Below are 14,997 nucleotides of genomic sequence, written 5' to 3' on the forward strand. Positions count from 1 at the left end.
CCAATCAGGGTGGACTAGACACCGGTTCGGTTGGGGACAACACATATCACGTATTTCTGATCCAGCGGTCTGACACGGGCGTTGTCGATGTTCTGTTTTCGCTTTCCGCGACATCACCAACGATGCCTACGAACTACGACCGCAAACGCCGCATTGGTTCCATTCTACGCACAGGCGGGGCAAACCGGCTATTTATTCAGATCGGCAACCGGTTCATGTTGGCGGGGGGTCCTATAGGAATTCGCAATAGTACAGCCGCCACTGCTGGTGGAACGCTTGTAACAACGGTTGCGCCTTTTGGCGTTCGTGTCCAGCCGCTACTGACTTCGCTCCTATCCATGAATAGCTCGTCCACGGCGTCGAACTGGATCTCGGACGGAGACGGCGGGGCAGGGAACTTCATTTTCCAGAACGTCGGCGCTGGCCAACTGGATCAGGTGCCAATTTTCGGCGGGATCTACACGGATCTCTCCGCTCGCATCAACTGGTCAACAACAATCGGCGCCGGGACCATTGCAGCCAACGTTCTTTCAAGCATTGGCTGGATCGACAGTAGAGGTATAAACGGATGACGTTTGTTCAAAGAGACGAAGCTGGCAAGATCAACGGCCTTTATGCCTTCCTGTGCCCAGGTGTGGCAGAGGAAGAGCTGCCAGACGACGATGCTGAGGTGCTGGCATTCCTCAACCCCCCACCGTCCATGACAGACTACGAGAATGCTGTTCAAGGCGTGATTGACGCCACGGCCCGCGAGAAGCAGTTCCGCGACGGCGTGACGCTAGCCTCCTACGAAGCTTCAACCGTACAACCGTGGGCCTCCCAGGCTATAGCGTTCATCGCCTGGCGCGACGATGTGTGGCAGTATGCCTATTCGGAACTGTCAAAGGTTCAAGACGGCGAGCGCGAGCAGCCGTCCATTGAAGCATTCCTTCTCGAAATCCCCGAAATGGTGTGGCCGTGATGGCGGCTAATCACCAGCCGAGCGCCGGGTGGTCCTTGGGGACGAAGAACTTATCCACTCCGGTTATCTGCATGGGAACGGGTCTCCCCTCTTCCCTTGCGAAGATCACACTATAGCCTGCCGCCTCCAGAATTGGCTGCACACTGTCTGCAGGCGCCACTCCGTCGTGCTCTTCAACGCAGATGAAGCCGAATTTATAGCGGTCGAAATCGAAATTGACGAACACTTCCTTTTCGTGGCCCTCAGTGTCCACTGAGAGAAAATCGACAAAGCGCGGCGCATCATGGTCCTTCAGGAGATCAAGAAGGCTCACGGTATCCACCTTATAGGATTTAACAACGCCGCCGATGTAAGGGTGCTCCTGGCTTGGGGATGAGTTCCCCGGCCGGTCTGATTGAAAAAATTCGATCTGTGCGCCTGTAACTGACGAAACGCAGCGCTTGTCGATAATAGCCGCCCTGTTCGGGGAGAGGCGCTCATGCCAGAACCGATCCGGCTCGGCCAATATCCCTCTCCATCCGAATCGCTGCTCAAGATTCACGGTGTTGTTGGCGACTATTCCATCGCATGCCCCGAACTCCACAAAGTAACCGTCCCGTTTCCCCTCATTAAGGAGAATGGCGAATACATCCTGACAGTGTTCTGCTGATGTCGTAAGAAGGGTGTCGATTATCTCCGGATAGTCTACGTTCGGGTGCGTGCGTAGCATTCTGCCGATCAGGCGGAACAGGAGCTTAAGCCGTTCCCGCTGGGCGATCGTATATTGAAGGCCAAGCGCATTCTTTTCGCTTTCAGCGTGCAGTTCTTCGAATGTCCATGTTTTCATTCTTACACCTATAAGGGGAATAGCCGCCTAGCTTCGTATTTTGGCAGCAATAGCCGGAGATGTGAGTCTCTGGCTACCCACGCTTCACCATCTCATTGTTGCGATGTCAACAGCCGCTAAGCATGAGGCCATCGCGGGCCGGTATCTGCTCAAGGCAAAGCCTTTCTAATCCTCACAATCTGGAGCTTTCAATGGATCGTACAGCGTTCTTCGCTGCACTGCGCCGTCGCACGTCTGGCGTTTTCGGCACGTCTCTAAGCCAGTCGCAGGTGGACGGCATCAACGGAATCCTAGACGCCTTCGCCACCCATGGAGACGGGCGAGACAAGACGCTCGCCTATGCCCTCGCCACAGCCTACCACGAGACAGGAGCCCGTATGGTTCCCGTCCGAGAGGGTTTCGCAAAAGACGACGCCAGCGCTCGCCGGATCGTCGCCAAACGCGAATATGGCAAGCCTGCGGGGAAATACGGCCACGTCTACTATGGTCGCGGGCAGGTCCAGCTCACCTGGCTGAAGAATTACGACACCTCGTCAGCCGATGCGGCCTATGATCTCGTCGCCTATCCCGACAAGATGCTCGATCCGGTCATCTCGGCGCGGGTGATGATCAAGGGCTTGCTTGACGGTCGATGGAACGGAGCCGGGAAGGGGATTGCCGCCTACCTCCCGACAAACGGCCCTGACGACCTCAAGAACGCCCGCCGCACGGTCAACGTGACCGACAAGTGGGAACTGATCGGCGGCTACTACACGGCCTTCCTGTCGGCCATCAAAGAGGCTGGCGGGGTTCCTGTCACCACTCCCGCTCCAGCACCAACTCCCAAGCCCATCGTCATCGAGCCGCAACCGGTCTCTGACGGCAATTGGCTCGCCAAGCTCATTGAAGCAATCGCCAACATCTTCACAAGGAAGTGACCCATGGCCGCAGTCATAAGCAGAATCGCTCTGAGGTACATTGCAGGCGCTCTCATCGCCAAAGGATATCTGGATGCCGGGACCGGCGACACGCTCGCCTCTGACCCTGACCTTCTCATGCTGACCGGCGTTGCCATCGGCGTTGTGACGGAAGGCGCTTATGCGCTAGCCAGAAAATACGGATGGGCGAAATAATGCTCTGGGGCGCCTTCCTCGGCTTCCTGAGAGGCCCGCTCGATCGAATTCTATCGACGATCGACAACCGCGTGGACAACATCACCGAGCGAGAGCGGATCAAGACTGAGGCCGTGCAGAGCTATGTCAACGCCCAGGCACAAGTCCTGACGGGGAGGGGCTGGTGGTTCCCGCTGCTATTCCTCATCCCGGCCGGTCTGTGGTTCACCGCGGTATGTCTCTATTCGATCCTGTTCTGCCGGGGATGCATCTATCCCCAGACGTGGACCGTAGCCGCGCTCCCGCCTCCGCTGGATGGCTGGATGGGGGCGATAGTGTCGTCTCTCTTCATCGGCAAAGCCGGTGAGCAGATCCTCGCCAAGTGGCGAAGCAAGTAGCAAGCGGCCCGACACGTTGCGCTAACAGCGTGCCGGACCTCACCTTAGACGATAAGTGCCATCGCCAAAGGCTGACGAGACATTACTCGCCTCTGGTTAACGGAATCGCATTGAAGGGGCATGGGGCATTGACACCAGCGGAAAATGATATGGATCTCCGAAGCCGAATGGTTCAGGCAGAACATCGATTAAGCGAGTACGGCGGGCGGCTCATGGCCGTTGAGGCGTGGCGCAGCACGAAAGAGGTTGCCGATGCCAGGAACGACGAGAGGATGACGGCTCTTGCTGACGACGTGAAAGGCATCAAGTCGGGAATCGGTCGCCTATTCTGGATCATCGTCGCGGCTATCGCTGCAGTTCTGGTGACGTTTGCCATGAACGGCGGGTTTGTGAAGGCGAAGGAAACAGCCTCTCTCTTGATCGACACTGTGCCGCCAGTCATGCCTGCGGCTCGCCCTTTGACATGCCCTGCAGAACGGCCCGTGCTTGTCCGCGCCTACTGCCGCGCTCCACAGAAGCCGTGGTTCGGCACCCAGGCGGTCCTTCGCTCGGAATAGCTCTCTCTGTCCCCCACCAGACAAATTAGAAGAATCTCATAAACGCACCTTGACTCTCCGGCTCCAATCCTCACCTGATTCGGCCAGAGGTGACGGCATGACTGAATACGTAGGTGAGCACATCAGCATTAGAGACTGCATTGTCTGCGTCGAGAAGCGCAAGGGCATCACCATGCGCCGGCACGCAACGCTGTCGGATCTGGCCTACAGCCTGCTCTATCGCTGGCCGGAAGAGAACCGGGGCAAGGAATGGCTACGAGCGCAGACCATGTGCCTTGAGGCGATGGAAGGGCATCGGGATCCGGAGCAGGCGAGGGCGGCTTTCGTAGCTGCTGCAATTGCCGCCGAGATGCTGATGATCAAGGAAGAATACATACAGGTGCGGGGCGAGAAGCGTCCCAAGCCCAAGCGCGGGCAGAGACAAACGAGCCCTAGCGCCTGACGACCTGTATCCGGTTGCCTTCCAACATCAGGATCAAACCATCCGACTCCATTGCATAGAGCGCGTTGACGATCTCGTCCTGCGTATACCGGTCATCCTTCAAGAGCAGCGGGCCGATCTCCAGAAGGCTGATAGGCGTTCCTCGCTCTGCCTTGCTGTTGGCGGCGTCTAGGATGGCTTGGCGGATGTCTTGGGTCATGGAATTAGACCTAAACCGTTGTGCAAATCGAAGGATTTTGCATCGTATTTCATCGGTTTTTGCGTTTGCGTTGTGCAGAAATATTCAACGAAAACAATGGACCGGAAGAATTTTAAGTCCCTTGCGTCTACCAGTTTCGCCACGCTCGCGCAGGCATCTCCTTCAACGACTGAGGCGATTCAGTCAAGAGCGACGCGGCTCCTCATGTTTGCGCGGGACGCGCTGCAATACGGACCCGATTCAAAAGGCAACCGGCAAACACGCCGGCGGATGCGCCGACAATCTTGACCGCGGCGTCGTGGAAGCGCGCATGGCGCGTCGGCGACAGGTATTGCAGATACTCGACTGCCAAGGCGCCGGCGGCCAGGAGAAGCGCGACCGCGATCCAATGCCGCGGATAGGCGAGCGCGAACATGAAGCCGGCCAACGAATAAGCCAGAGCGCGGTCGAGATTGACTGACGTGACCGTATGCGGGCGCAACCCGATCGGCGACAGGGTGACGAAAATAATGGCCGCGAAAAGCAGCCAGGCAATCGGTCTTGCAAATTTGCTTGAGATCATCCGGGCGATGTAGCCGCATTGCGAGCGAATTGATAGCGCACAATCGCGTTATTGCGCGAACGGCGGCAGCCGATACAAAAGATGACTTCGCAAGTGGAGAATATTGGCGGATATGGGCTTTTTCCCGTTGCGCGCTTATGCCATAGCGGGGGTCGGTAACAGCAATGGACGAACGATTGTGACCAGACAGGATGTCGAGAGCGCCGAGGCGGCCATGCGCAGCCTATTTCCAGCAACGCCACTGCAGCTGAACGAGCACCTGTCGGCGCGCTATGGCGCCGACATCTGGCTGAAGCGCGAAGACCTTTCACCCGTGCGTTCCTACAAGATTCGCGGCGCCTTCAATTTCTTCCGCAAGGCGATCGCCGAGGGTGCTGGCGGCAAGACCTTCGTCTGCGCCTCGGCCGGCAATCATGCCCAGGGCTTTGCCTTCGTCTGCCGCTATTTCGGCGTGCCTGGCGTTGTCTTCATGCCGGTGACAACGCCGCAGCAGAAGATCGACAAGACGCGCATCTTTGGCGCGGAGTTCATCACCATCAAGCTGACGGGCGACTTCTTCGATCAATGCTACAAGGCCGCCCGCGATCACGTCGAGGCGATCGACGGCGTCATGGTGCCGCCGTTCGACCATCCGGATATCATCGAAGGCCAGGCGACGGTTGCCGCGGAAATCCTGCAGCAACTGCCCGAAGGGACCACACCTGATATGGTCGTCATGCCGGTCGGTGGCGGCGGACTGGCGGCTGGCATCACTCGTTATCTCGATGATTTTGTGCCAAAATCCGGCTTCATCTTCACGGAGCCGGCCGGCGCGCCGAGCCTGAAGCGAAGCATCGAAGCAAGGCAGGTGGTGACGCTCGCGAAGGTTGACAATTTCGTCGACGGTGCGGCCGTTGCGCGGATCGGGGATCTGAACTTCGCCGCCCTGGAAGGCTTTCCCACCGAGCAGGTCATGCTGATGCCGGAAAACGCCATTTGCGTGACCATCGGCGAGATGCTGAACGTAGAGGGAGTCGTCCTCGAACCGGCGGGAGCACTATCGCTGACCGCAATTGCCGCGATGGATCCGGAAGTGCTGAGAGGCAAGACCGTCATCGCCGTTGTCTCCGGGGGCAACTTCGATTTCGAACGCCTTCCCGATGTCAAGGAGCGCGCAATGCGCTATGCCGGATTGAAGAAGTACTTCATCCTGCGGATGCCTCAGCGACCCGGCGCCTTGCGCGACTTTCTGAACCTGCTTGGCCCCGACGACGACATCGCCCGTTTCGAGTATCTCAAGAAGACGGCTCGCAATTTCGGCTCGGTATTGATCGGTATTGAGACCAAGGCGCCCGAGAATTTCGCGCAGCTCATCGCGAACTTCGAGAATGCGGCCATCGGCTTCGAGGACATCACCGAAAACGAGATCCTCGCAAACCTCATCATTTAACTTTTCCGGCACGCGCTGCCATGATAAGGCGAAATATGGCTTCGATCTTCTCCAGTATTTTCTCAATGTTTTCAGGCGGCGGCAAATCGCCTGACGCGCCGGTTGGCGTCTCTTCCGAGCCGCAGCTCTATGGGGACTGCACGATCTATGCCGAGCCGCAAAAGGAAGGCGGCCAGTACCGCCTTGCCGGCCGGATCGAGAAATCTGTCGGGGACGAGGTCCTCGTACGCAATTTCATTCGCGCCGACATGTTCGGATCTTCGGATGATGCGATCGAGTGCACGGTGCGCAAGGCGCAGCAGATCATCGACCAGAACGGGCCGTCATTGTTCAACGACGGCGCAAAAGTTCGCCAGGTCTGATTCGCTTTCCGCGGCGTCGGTAGGACGATACTAATACTCACGCAATCTTAAAGGATTACGAGGAATCTTGGTGTCCGCAGCCTTGCAGGACAGCCACGTGCCTTACGACAAACACAGACCACCGCTCATGTTCGCCGCCATTAATTGCTGGTGTGGTGGACCGCCTCTGGATGCGCGCTGGCTGGTGAGAGGGGCAGCTGATGGAAGCCTTTAACCTGCTGCTGTTTGCCATTGCCGCCGTTGGCTATTTCACGCTCATGGTGACGTTACTGCACTTCCGCCAGCGCCTCGGCCTGGGCATGTTTCTCACTGCCCTCGGTGTCATGCACTTCATGGAAACCTACCTGGCGGCAGTCTTTTATGTCGCGCTGCCGTTCGGCATTGCGTCGCCCGGTTCGTCGGTATTCTTCACTGGCAAGCTGATGATGATTCTCATGCTGTATCGGCAAGAGGACGCTGCTACCGTTCGCCAACCGATCTACGGCCTGTTTGTCGGCAATATCCTGACGGTCGCAGTAGCGTGGCTGATGCAACTGCATACGCCGATCGAGCTCCCTCGGGGCGACAGCGCGAACTTCGATTTCCTCAAGGAAATGGGATGGCTCATGGTTTGGGGGACGACGCTCCTCTATCTCGATTCCATCGGCATTATCCTGCTGTACGAGCGCCTCGGTCGCTTCCTGAAGCACTGGATCATCGTGCGCTTTATGATCTGCGGCTTCGTCATCCTCACATTCGATCAGATCGGGTTCTTCGGTGCGCTCCACTACTTCCTCGAGATTCCTGCCTCTGCCTTCTGGGACGGATGGAAGGGCAAGATGTTTGCCGTCTGCATCTATGCGTTGCTCTTCGCCGTCTACGAAGTTTGGATACGGCGCGAAGGCATTCCCGCGAGCGTGCGGCCGATCAGTGATGTCTTCAGTGACCTGACCTTCCGGGAGCGTTACAACGATCTGCTTGATCGTACCGGCAGGGACGTGCTGACGGGGGTCTACGATCGCGCGCGAATGGAGATGGAAGCGCCGGTCATGGTTCGTGAAGCACTGCGGCAGGGACACTCCGCCACTGTCATCATTCTGGACGCGGACCATTTCAAGGAGGTCAACGACCGCTTCGGGCATCTGCAGGGAGATGAGGTGTTGAAGGCGATCACGCTTCGTCTCGGCAGCATTTTGCGATCGGCCGACCGTGTCTTCCGTTTTGGCGGTGAGGAATTCGTCGCGGTCTGCCCGGCAACCGACCATGCCGAGGGAATGGGGCTGGCCGAACGCTTGCGCTGGACGATCGCGAATAGCGTCAAGACGCCGGATGGCGAGCCCGTGACCGTCAGTATCGGCGTGGCGACAGCCGAGACTGACGGCGCGAGCTTCACAACGGTTCTTTCGGCCGCCGACCAGAGGCTCTACCAGGCGAAGAAAAGCGGCCGCAATTGCGTGGTCGGCAAGTCCGGACTCGAGAAGTTCGATTAGCCGATCGATGCGCGGAATATTTTGGCGCCGGACGGGGCGCTCGTCGCGCCGCCATCGACCACAATTTCAATCCCTGTGACGTTGGTCGAATCGCTTGACGCGAAATAGAGCGCGGCCTTGGCAATTTCCTCCGCTTCGCTCATTCGGCCGAGCGGGCTCATTCCGCCCAGCCGGGCTTCAAGCGCCGACATTGCATCCGCCGTCGACGCCACCGGTTGCCAGATCGGTGTCTTGGTGCCGCCTGGCGTGACCTGGTTGACGCGGATGCCGCGCGGCGCAAGCTCGGAAGCTATATTGCGGGTCATGGCACGTACCGCACCCTTCGTCGCTGCATAGGCTGAATAGCCGGGCGCACCAAGCACCGCATGAACCGAGCCGTTTAGGATGACCGAGCTGCCGTCGTTCAGATGCGGCAATGCCGACTGGACCGTAAAGAAGACGGAGGTCAGGTTCGTGCTGATGATCGTGTTAAATTGCTCCAGCGACGTTCCACCAAGGGGAGTCGCACCGCCAATCCCGGCGTTTGCAAAGAGCACGTCAAATTTGCCGAACTTGGCGGCGGCTTCCGCAAAGGCCCGTTCCGTGGCCGCGACGTCCGTTACATCAAGCCTCAGCGCAAGCACGTTGCTGCCGAACGCCTTCTCGGCGGCGGCGAGTGTCTCGGTATTCCGGCCGGTTATGATCACCTTCGCCCCTTCGTCGAGGAAGACCTTGGCAGTTGCAAGACCGATGCCGCTATTTCCGCCCGTGATGAGGGCGACCTTGTTCTGCAGACGCATTGCATGACTCCTCTTGGAAAATTGCGCTATCTGGATTACGATATGAATCCAGAAGGATTATGATCGTAATCTAAATCTGTCAACCGGTGTGGGGAGAGATTTTTATGGGCCACTCACAGCAGGACAAGCGCAAGACACACGAGCGGATCGTCGTAATTGCATCGAAGCGTCTGCGTGAGAAGGGGCTGGATGGCGTCGGCGTCGCGGATCTGATGAAGGAGGCGGGGCTGACCGTCGGTGGCTTCTACAAGCATTTTGCGTCCCGAGACGAACTGGTGGCCGAGGCAATGCAATCGGCCTTCGGCGCCTGGTCGGCGAAGGTTCGGTCGGAGGGGCGGACTCCAGAGGACATTCCGTTGCAGGAGTATGCGGCGATCTACCTGAGCGGAAAACACCGGGACGATACAGCCGGCGGGTGTCCCTTTGCGGCCCTGACGGCCGATCTGGCCCGCAGTGGCGAGAGGTGCCGATCGCTTGCGACAGATCAGCTGAAGACGAGCGTAAACAGCATGCAGGCGCGCATTGACGCCACCGATGAGGCAGAGGCTCGCAGCAAGGCGATCATCATGTCCTGTCTCATGAGTGGAGCGCTGGGCCTTGCACGGATATCGAACGATGAAGCCTTTGGCGACGAGATCCTCGACACCGTGAAGGCCTTCGTGAACGAGTTCGGCACAAAATGAAAACGGCCGGTGAGAACCGGCCGTGTTTCAACATCGATTTCGACACCGATTAGGCGGCGAGGGCGATTTCCTCAGCGCGGGCCTTGGCAGCGCCAATTGCCTTCTCGGCAGCTTCCGGACCAAAGGCGAGGCCTTCGACGTAGATCGTTTCGACGTCGGTGATACCGAGGAAGCCGAGGACCGACTTCAGGTACGGTACAGCGTGGTTCATGCCTGCTGCCGGGCCCTGCGAATAGACGCCACCGGAAGCAAGAACGACGTAGACCTTCTTGCCGGTGGCAAGACCAACCGGGCCGCTTTCGGTGTACTTGAAGGTAAGGCCGGCGCGGGCGACGTTGTCGATCCAAGTCTTCAGCGACGAGTAGATGTTGAAGTTGATGAGACCCGTACCGATGACAACCGTATCGGCTGCGAGCAGTTCGGCGACGAGTTCGTCCGACGTCTGCACGGCGGCGGCTTCCTCAACGGTGCGATCATCGGCAGGCTTGCGGATGGCTGCGGTGAAGAGATCATCGATGTGCGGCAGCGGATTTACACCTAGGTCGCGACGAACGACGGCGCTGCCCGGCTGCTGAGCCTTGATCTTTTCGGCAAGGTCAGCGGCGATCGTGGTCGAAAGAGAGTCTACACGCGGGCTGGAAGTCAAAAGCAGAATGGAAGGCATGATTGAATTTCCTCTCGAATTTGCGTTCGCGGCCGTTCTTGGGAGCTTCGAGCCGCTGTTTCGAAGCAGAAAATAGGACTGGCCGACTATCGAAAAAACTGTGATAATGTCGATCAAAATCATCGATAGATTGGATGGAAGATGCTTCCGAACCCCACACTCGACCAGTTGCAAGTGTTCCTTACCGTTGCGGAAATGGGCAGCTTTTCGGCTGCTTCGCGCACGCTAAATCGCGCTCAATCGGTCATCAGCTACACGATCGCCAACCTCGAGGCGCAGCTGGAGGTGCCCCTTTTCGAGCGTTCGGGTGCGAGGCAACCGAAGCTGACGGAGGCGGGCAGGGCACTCCTCGAAGACGCACGGCGACTCGTCTCGGATCTCGAGGTGATGCGCGCCCGCGTAAAGGGGCTGAAGGAAGGGTTGGAGGCCGAGGTCTCCGTCGCGATCAGTGTCATGGTGCCGTCAAAGGCGATGGTTGAGGTCCTGCGCGAGTTTCGCAACGAGTTCCCGTCCGTCGGGCTCAATCTGGCGGTCGGTGAACTCGGCGTGGTGATGGATCTCGTCTCAAACGGCAAGGCGACGATCGGGATCGGCGGCGCCATCCTGCAGCAGCATGATTCGCTTGTGACCGAGCGCATCGGCCATTCCTTCATGGTGCCGGTTGCGTCGAGCGCTCATCCTTTGGCGCGGTTGGGCCGGCCGTTGACGCTGGCCGATGTCCGCGACGAGACGCAGCTTGTTGTCACCGACCCATCGGGATTGACCAAAGGTCGCGACTTCAATGTGCTTTCCTACAAGACGTGGCGCGTTAGCGATATCGCGACGAAGCACTCTCTTATTCGCGGGGGTCTCGGCTGGGGTGGTCTTCCGGCGTCGCTTATTCGAGACGAGTTGAGAAGCGGAGCGCTTGTACACCTGGATCTCCAGGCCTACGAGCAAGGCGAGTATCCAATTTATGCGATGCGACGAATCTCAACCCCGCCCGGACCGGCTGCCACCTGGATGGTTGACGCCTTTCGGTCCAGGCTTTCGCAATGCCCAAGCCATGCCGACTTCACCGCCGAGGTGGCGGAGTATGCAGCGCGCGATCTCTCCCTAGCGGCGGAATAGGCGAGGCGCAAGGGCCTCGCCGGGAGCTGAACGCCTAGAGAACCAGACGGAATTTGGCGAATCCATCGGTGCCTTCACCTGCGTCCTCGATCTTTACGCTTTTCACGTCCGCGAGGAACTGCTTGGCCTTCGGACCGCTCTGGAAGACGGCCGTCGTTCCCGGCAACGGTTTGAAGGTCCAGTTGCCGTCGGCCGACGGATTGATTGTGCGCTCTTCATGGACGAAGCGGACGATAACGTCACGATTGGTGTCCGGCGCCTGGAAGACGACCTTGTCGGCGGCGATTTCCGGAAACTTGCCGCCGCCGCCGGCGCGGTAGTTGTTGGTGACGACGACAAATTTCTGCTTGAGATCAATAGGCTTGCCGTCGAACTGCAGATTCTGGATGCGGTTCGCATCGGCATTGATCAACTTGCCGTCATCATCGAACCTGCGCGGTTGCGACAGGTCTATCTGGTAGGTGACGCCATCGATCACATCGAAGTTGTAGGATGGGAAGGCACTGTTCAGCAGGTCCGTGTCCTTCGATCCCGGTTTCACCTCGTTGAACATGGCGGCTGACATTTCCAGCCAATTCTTCACCTGTTCGCCAGTGATGGCGACCGCCTGAACCGTGTTGGGGTACAGGTAGAGATCAGCGACGTTCTTGATCGCGATATCGCCGGCGGGCACGTCGGTATAGTAGTCCGCGCCGCCGCGACCGCCGGCCTTGAACGGCGCTGCGGCCGACAGCACGGGCAGGTCCTTGTATTCGGTGTCGGCGAGCATCTGCTTGATGTACCAGGTCTGTGCCTGGCTAACGATCTGGACGGATGGGTCGTCGGCAACGAGCGCGAAATAGGAATAGAGCGGGGCCGATGTCTTGCCGACCGGAGTGCGCACGTAGGCAAGGGTGGCCTCATGCTCAGCCTTCGCAGCTTCGATGACGTCCTTTTTGTCGGCGACGTCGGCGATGACTTTCTTCTTATCATCGCGGTGGTAGATCGGCCGCGCTTCCGAGGTGAAGTCGACAATTCTCCAACCTTTGCCGTCCTTTTCCAGCAGGAGGTCAATGAGGCCGAGATGGGAGCCCCAGAAGCCCGCCATCACAGCAGGCTTGCCATGCAATGTGCCTTTCACCGGATCGGCATTCTGAATGCCATCCCAGGTCTTGGGACCGGGGAAGACGAGGTGCTGGTGCCCGGTAAAGATCGCGTCGATTCCATCGACCGCGGCAAGATGCAGCGATGCGTTCTCCATCTTCTCGGAGGGGGCCCCGCCGTCGATGCCGGAATGAGAGAGCGCGATCACGATATCCGCGCCTTCCTGCTTCATGACCGGCACCCAGGCCTTGGCCGCCTCGACGATGTCGCGCGTCTGCGCCTCGCCTTCGAGGTTCTTGATATCCCACAGCATGATTTGCGGCGGCACAAAACCGATGAAGCCGATCTTGATAGGGCTCTCGTTGCCGGCGCCGTCCTTGATTGTCTTCTCGACGATGAGATAGGGCTTGAAAAACAGCTCGTCCTTGGTCGGATCGGACGCGAGCTGGCCTTTGGTCAGGTTTGCGCAGACGAACGGGAAATTTGCCCCGTTCAGCACCTTGAACATGAAATCGAGGCCGTAGTTGAATTCATGGTTCCCGAGCGTGCCGACCGTGTAGCCGAGCGTGTTCATCGCCTTGATGACGGGATGTAGGTCACCGTCCTTCATCCCGCGTTGGTAGGCCATGTAGTCGCCCATCGGGTTGCCCTGCAGCACGTCGCCATTGTCGATCAGCAGCGAGTTGGCAGCTTCCGCCCGGATGTTGTCGATGATCGTCGCGGTGCGCGCCAGGCCCATCGTGTCGTTCGGCTTGTCGGAATAGTAGTCGTAGGGAAAGACGTTGACGTGAATGTCGGTCGTTTCCATCAGGCGAAGATGCGCCTGATTGGCGGCTGCGCGCGCGCTGAAAGGATGAAGAAGGATGAGCGCTGACGTGGCGGCCAGGCCGCCAAGCAACGAGCGGCGGGTCACTGGTGGCAGATCCAGAATGGAAGACATGAAAACTCCTTCGAAAATCACGCGTCGCCCAGCCATGGCGAGACTAGGGTGATTTGCGAAGGAGTAAACCCTGAAAATGACAGGGAATTATCGCGAGAGGACTGGCTTTACTTCCTTGTGGAAGAACCGGAAGTATGAGGCCACCTGCGCACGGGCATTGGAGTTCGGGTCGAACTGAATTCCGAGGCGACCATTATGGCTCCAGCGGATGATGCCGTGAAGCGTGCCGAGGTCTTCGGCGATGATTTGCACGCGGCTGCCGGCCGCGGCGTGGATCGGCGACCGGATCTCGACGGCAACGCCAGTAACCGACATATCGAGGATGCGAGCATCAACTTCTTTGGTGAGATAGCGGACCTTGCCGAATACACGGCAGGACCGCCGCTCGGCCTTTCGGGCAATGATATTCAGATTACGCTGCATGTTACGCTCCACCAGAACATGTAAGTGAAATCTACTGGAGGAACATTAAGAATGCTCTAATTGATCGATCTAGAATTGCGGAGAGCCCCGCTGCAAACGTCCTCTGCGCGCAACGACGTGTTCGCGCCACACGGTGAAAATGCCTGCCGCCACGACGATGGCGGAGCCAACGATCATGGTGAGGCTCAGCTTCTCGCTGTAGATCACCACGCCGATGATCGATGCATAGACGAGTTGCAGATATGTCAGCGGCTGCACGGCGGCAGCATCCAGCATATCGTAGGCCCGGATGAGAAAATAATGGCTCGAGATGCTGGTCAGACAGACAAGCGTCATCCAGCCCCAGTCCCACCCCGACATCCAGGTCCAATAGAAAGGGCCGACAAGCGTCATGGCGATGCCGCCGACGACACCCGTATAGAAGAAGCTCGTCATCGCCGAGTCGTCCCGACTGACAAGCCGCGTAGCGATGACGTAAAATGCGAATAGGAAGCATGAGAAGACAGCAAGCAGCAGCTTGACGTCGAAAAACTCGCCTTCCGGCTTCAGGATCAACAGCACCCCGACCAGACCCGCACCAATTGCCGTCCAGCGGCGCCAGCCCACCCGTTCGCCAAGGATCGGCATCGAGAGCAGCGCAATCAGAATCGGGGTTGCGGAAAAGATTGCCTGCGAGTGGGCTAGGCCGATCAGGGCGAAGCAATTGATGACAACGACAACCTGAGAGGCCAGCAAAACGCCCCTGAAGACCTGCAGGAGCGGCCTCTTTGTCTTGGCTGTCTGCTTGAGGCCACCCCTCATCTTGCAAGCAAGCGCAATGGTGAATGCGGCAAAGGCCCAGTAGCGGATCATGGTGATGAAGACGGGCGGATAGGCGGAGGCCAGGTGCTTCGAGATGCCGTCCTGCAGCGAGAAGATGGTGATCGCCAGCAGGACGAAAATATAGCCTTGGGTTTTGGATTTCATGCGTACGGGGTCTTATTGTGGGGGGATCAGGCAGAGGACGACGAAGCCGCTGC

20 protein-coding genes are annotated in these 14,997 nt (G+C 58.5%); 12 read left to right on the plus strand and 8 right to left on the minus strand.

What is annotated here, in order from left to right; genetic code table 11:
- Positions 1-572, plus strand: a 572-nt coding sequence (locus IB244_RS31905) for a hypothetical protein (protein ID WP_210334307.1), incomplete at its 5' end; no start/stop codon positions are given.
- Positions 569-961: a hypothetical protein gene (locus tag IB244_RS21125; protein ID WP_192305459.1), complete on the plus strand. Its 393-nt coding sequence runs from the start codon at positions 569-571 to the stop codon at positions 959-961. The genes IB244_RS31905 and IB244_RS21125, both read left to right, overlap by 4 nt.
- Before the next feature lie 10 nt (positions 962-971).
- On the opposite strand, the gene IB244_RS21130 is transcribed toward IB244_RS21125, so the two are convergent.
- A complete protein-coding gene (locus tag IB244_RS21130) occupies positions 972-1,787 on the minus strand; it encodes an FkbM family methyltransferase (protein WP_192305461.1) in 816 nt (271 codons plus the stop codon).
- A 191-nt stretch (positions 1,788-1,978) separates the two neighbouring features.
- On the opposite strand from IB244_RS21130, the gene IB244_RS21135 reads away from it, so the two are divergent.
- The 5 genes from IB244_RS21135 (at position 1,979) to IB244_RS21155 (ending at position 4,275) form a co-directional block, all read left to right on the plus strand.
- Positions 1,979-2,704: a glycoside hydrolase family 19 protein gene (locus IB244_RS21135; RefSeq protein ID WP_192305463.1), complete on the plus strand. Its 726-nt coding sequence runs from the start codon at positions 1,979-1,981 to the stop codon at positions 2,702-2,704.
- A 3-nt stretch (positions 2,705-2,707) separates the two neighbouring features.
- Positions 2,708-2,899 (plus strand): hypothetical protein, encoded by a 192-nt coding sequence (locus IB244_RS21140; RefSeq protein WP_192305465.1) that lies wholly within the window; start codon positions 2,708-2,710, stop codon positions 2,897-2,899.
- Entirely contained in the window at positions 2,887-3,276 is a 390-nt protein-coding gene (locus IB244_RS21145) for a hypothetical protein (RefSeq protein WP_192305467.1), read from the plus strand. The genes IB244_RS21140 and IB244_RS21145 overlap by 13 nt, the downstream gene beginning before the upstream one ends.
- Before the next feature lie 149 nt (positions 3,277-3,425).
- Positions 3,426-3,833, plus strand: coding sequence for a hypothetical protein (locus tag IB244_RS21150; protein ID WP_192305469.1), 408 nt, complete (start codon positions 3,426-3,428; stop codon positions 3,831-3,833).
- A 97-nt stretch (positions 3,834-3,930) separates the two neighbouring features.
- On the plus strand, positions 3,931-4,275 hold the full coding sequence (locus IB244_RS21155) for a DUF982 domain-containing protein (protein ID WP_192305471.1): 345 nt from the start codon (positions 3,931-3,933) through the stop codon (positions 4,273-4,275).
- Here the strand turns inward: IB244_RS21155 and IB244_RS21160 are convergent.
- Both IB244_RS21160 and IB244_RS21165 read right to left on the minus strand, forming a co-directional pair.
- The gene (locus IB244_RS21160; protein WP_192305473.1) at positions 4,265-4,474 is read right to left on the minus strand and encodes a hypothetical protein; all 210 of its coding nucleotides are present in this window, start codon (positions 4,472-4,474) and stop codon (positions 4,265-4,267) included. The genes IB244_RS21155 and IB244_RS21160 overlap by 11 nt on opposite strands.
- A 202-nt stretch (positions 4,475-4,676) precedes the next feature.
- Positions 4,677-5,036 (minus strand): antibiotic resistance protein VanZ, encoded by a 360-nt coding sequence (locus IB244_RS21165; RefSeq protein WP_018856969.1) that lies wholly within the window; start codon positions 5,034-5,036, stop codon positions 4,677-4,679.
- A gap of 178 nt (positions 5,037-5,214) precedes the next feature.
- Between IB244_RS21165 and ilvA the strand changes: the two genes are divergently transcribed.
- From ilvA to IB244_RS21180, 3 genes are all read left to right on the plus strand, one after another.
- Positions 5,215-6,465: a threonine ammonia-lyase gene (gene ilvA / locus IB244_RS21170; protein WP_026371759.1), complete on the plus strand. Its 1,251-nt coding sequence runs from the start codon at positions 5,215-5,217 to the stop codon at positions 6,463-6,465.
- A gap of 35 nt (positions 6,466-6,500) precedes the next feature.
- Positions 6,501-6,827 carry an HlyU family transcriptional regulator gene (locus tag IB244_RS21175; RefSeq protein ID WP_192305474.1) on the plus strand — a complete coding sequence of 109 codons (327 nt, stop codon included), beginning with the start codon at positions 6,501-6,503 and terminating at the stop codon, positions 6,825-6,827.
- 197 nt (positions 6,828-7,024) lie between these two features.
- Entirely contained in the window at positions 7,025-8,296 is a 1,272-nt protein-coding gene (locus tag IB244_RS21180; protein ID WP_192305527.1) for a sensor domain-containing diguanylate cyclase, read from the plus strand.
- On the opposite strand, the gene IB244_RS21185 is transcribed toward IB244_RS21180, so the two are convergent.
- Positions 8,293-9,075 (minus strand): SDR family NAD(P)-dependent oxidoreductase, encoded by a 783-nt coding sequence (locus IB244_RS21185; protein WP_192305476.1) that lies wholly within the window; start codon positions 9,073-9,075, stop codon positions 8,293-8,295. The genes IB244_RS21180 and IB244_RS21185 overlap by 4 nt on opposite strands.
- Before the next feature lie 104 nt (positions 9,076-9,179).
- Between IB244_RS21185 and IB244_RS21190 the strand changes: the two genes are divergently transcribed.
- Positions 9,180-9,758 carry a TetR/AcrR family transcriptional regulator gene (locus tag IB244_RS21190; RefSeq protein ID WP_029792481.1) on the plus strand — a complete coding sequence of 193 codons (579 nt, stop codon included), beginning with the start codon at positions 9,180-9,182 and terminating at the stop codon, positions 9,756-9,758.
- Positions 9,759-9,807: 49 nt separating this feature from the next.
- On the opposite strand, the gene IB244_RS21195 is transcribed toward IB244_RS21190, so the two are convergent.
- Positions 9,808-10,422 carry an FMN-dependent NADH-azoreductase gene (locus tag IB244_RS21195; RefSeq protein WP_029792480.1) on the minus strand — a complete coding sequence of 205 codons (615 nt, stop codon included), beginning with the start codon at positions 10,420-10,422 and terminating at the stop codon, positions 9,808-9,810.
- A 141-nt stretch (positions 10,423-10,563) separates the two neighbouring features.
- Between IB244_RS21195 and IB244_RS21200 the strand changes: the two genes are divergently transcribed.
- Positions 10,564-11,532, plus strand: coding sequence for a LysR family transcriptional regulator (locus IB244_RS21200; protein WP_018856962.1), 969 nt, complete (start codon positions 10,564-10,566; stop codon positions 11,530-11,532).
- Positions 11,533-11,566: 34 nt separating this feature from the next.
- On the opposite strand, the gene IB244_RS21205 is transcribed toward IB244_RS21200, so the two are convergent.
- The 3 genes from IB244_RS21205 to IB244_RS21215 all read right to left on the minus strand — a co-directional run bounded on the left by IB244_RS21205 (position 11,567) and on the right by IB244_RS21215 (position 14,944).
- A complete protein-coding gene (locus tag IB244_RS21205; protein ID WP_192305478.1) occupies positions 11,567-13,555 on the minus strand; it encodes a bifunctional 2',3'-cyclic-nucleotide 2'-phosphodiesterase/3'-nucleotidase in 1,989 nt (662 codons plus the stop codon).
- A gap of 87 nt (positions 13,556-13,642) precedes the next feature.
- Positions 13,643-13,978 (minus strand): PilZ domain-containing protein, encoded by a 336-nt coding sequence (locus tag IB244_RS21210; protein ID WP_018856960.1) that lies wholly within the window; start codon positions 13,976-13,978, stop codon positions 13,643-13,645.
- Positions 13,979-14,047: 69 nt separating this feature from the next.
- On the minus strand, positions 14,048-14,944 hold the full coding sequence (locus tag IB244_RS21215; RefSeq protein ID WP_018856959.1) for a DMT family transporter: 897 nt from the start codon (positions 14,942-14,944) through the stop codon (positions 14,048-14,050).
- Positions 14,945-14,997 lie beyond the last annotated feature (53 nt).

Source organism: Rhizobium sp. RHZ02, from assembly GCF_014851575.1.
GTDB classification, from domain to species: domain Bacteria; phylum Pseudomonadota; class Alphaproteobacteria; order Rhizobiales; family Rhizobiaceae; genus Rhizobium; species Rhizobium altiplani.

Bases quoted from the DNA above. Each gene is read 5' to 3' on its own strand.
- IB244_RS21145 (WP_192305467.1), top strand. From the start codon at position 2,887: ATGGGCGAAATAATGCTCTGGGGCGCCTTCCTCGGCTTCCTGAGAGGC.
- IB244_RS21135 (WP_192305463.1), top strand. From the start codon at position 1,979: ATGGATCGTACAGCGTTCTTCGCTGCACTGCGCCGTCGCACGTCTGGC.
- IB244_RS21200 (WP_018856962.1), top strand. From the start codon at position 10,564: ATGCTTCCGAACCCCACACTCGACCAGTTGCAAGTGTTCCTTACCGTT.
- IB244_RS21175 (WP_192305474.1), top strand. From the start codon at position 6,501: ATGGCTTCGATCTTCTCCAGTATTTTCTCAATGTTTTCAGGCGGCGGC.
- IB244_RS21130 (WP_192305461.1), bottom strand. From the start codon at position 1,787: ATGAAAACATGGACATTCGAAGAACTGCACGCTGAAAGCGAAAAGAAT.
- IB244_RS21215 (WP_018856959.1), bottom strand. From the start codon at position 14,944: ATGAAATCCAAAACCCAAGGCTATATTTTCGTCCTGCTGGCGATCACC.
- IB244_RS21195 (WP_029792480.1), bottom strand. From the start codon at position 10,422: ATGCCTTCCATTCTGCTTTTGACTTCCAGCCCGCGTGTAGACTCTCTT.
- IB244_RS21165 (WP_018856969.1), bottom strand. From the start codon at position 5,036: ATGATCTCAAGCAAATTTGCAAGACCGATTGCCTGGCTGCTTTTCGCG.
- IB244_RS21190 (WP_029792481.1), top strand. From the start codon at position 9,180: ATGGGCCACTCACAGCAGGACAAGCGCAAGACACACGAGCGGATCGTC.
- IB244_RS21155 (WP_192305471.1), top strand. From the start codon at position 3,931: ATGACTGAATACGTAGGTGAGCACATCAGCATTAGAGACTGCATTGTC.
- IB244_RS21125 (WP_192305459.1), top strand. From the start codon at position 569: ATGACGTTTGTTCAAAGAGACGAAGCTGGCAAGATCAACGGCCTTTAT.
- IB244_RS21160 (WP_192305473.1), bottom strand. From the start codon at position 4,474: ATGACCCAAGACATCCGCCAAGCCATCCTAGACGCCGCCAACAGCAAG.
- IB244_RS21185 (WP_192305476.1), bottom strand. From the start codon at position 9,075: ATGCGTCTGCAGAACAAGGTCGCCCTCATCACGGGCGGAAATAGCGGC.
- IB244_RS21140 (WP_192305465.1), top strand. From the start codon at position 2,708: ATGGCCGCAGTCATAAGCAGAATCGCTCTGAGGTACATTGCAGGCGCT.
- IB244_RS21150 (WP_192305469.1), top strand. From the start codon at position 3,426: ATGGATCTCCGAAGCCGAATGGTTCAGGCAGAACATCGATTAAGCGAG.
- IB244_RS21210 (WP_018856960.1), bottom strand. From the start codon at position 13,978: ATGCAGCGTAATCTGAATATCATTGCCCGAAAGGCCGAGCGGCGGTCC.
- IB244_RS21205 (WP_192305478.1), bottom strand. From the start codon at position 13,555: ATGTCTTCCATTCTGGATCTGCCACCAGTGACCCGCCGCTCGTTGCTT.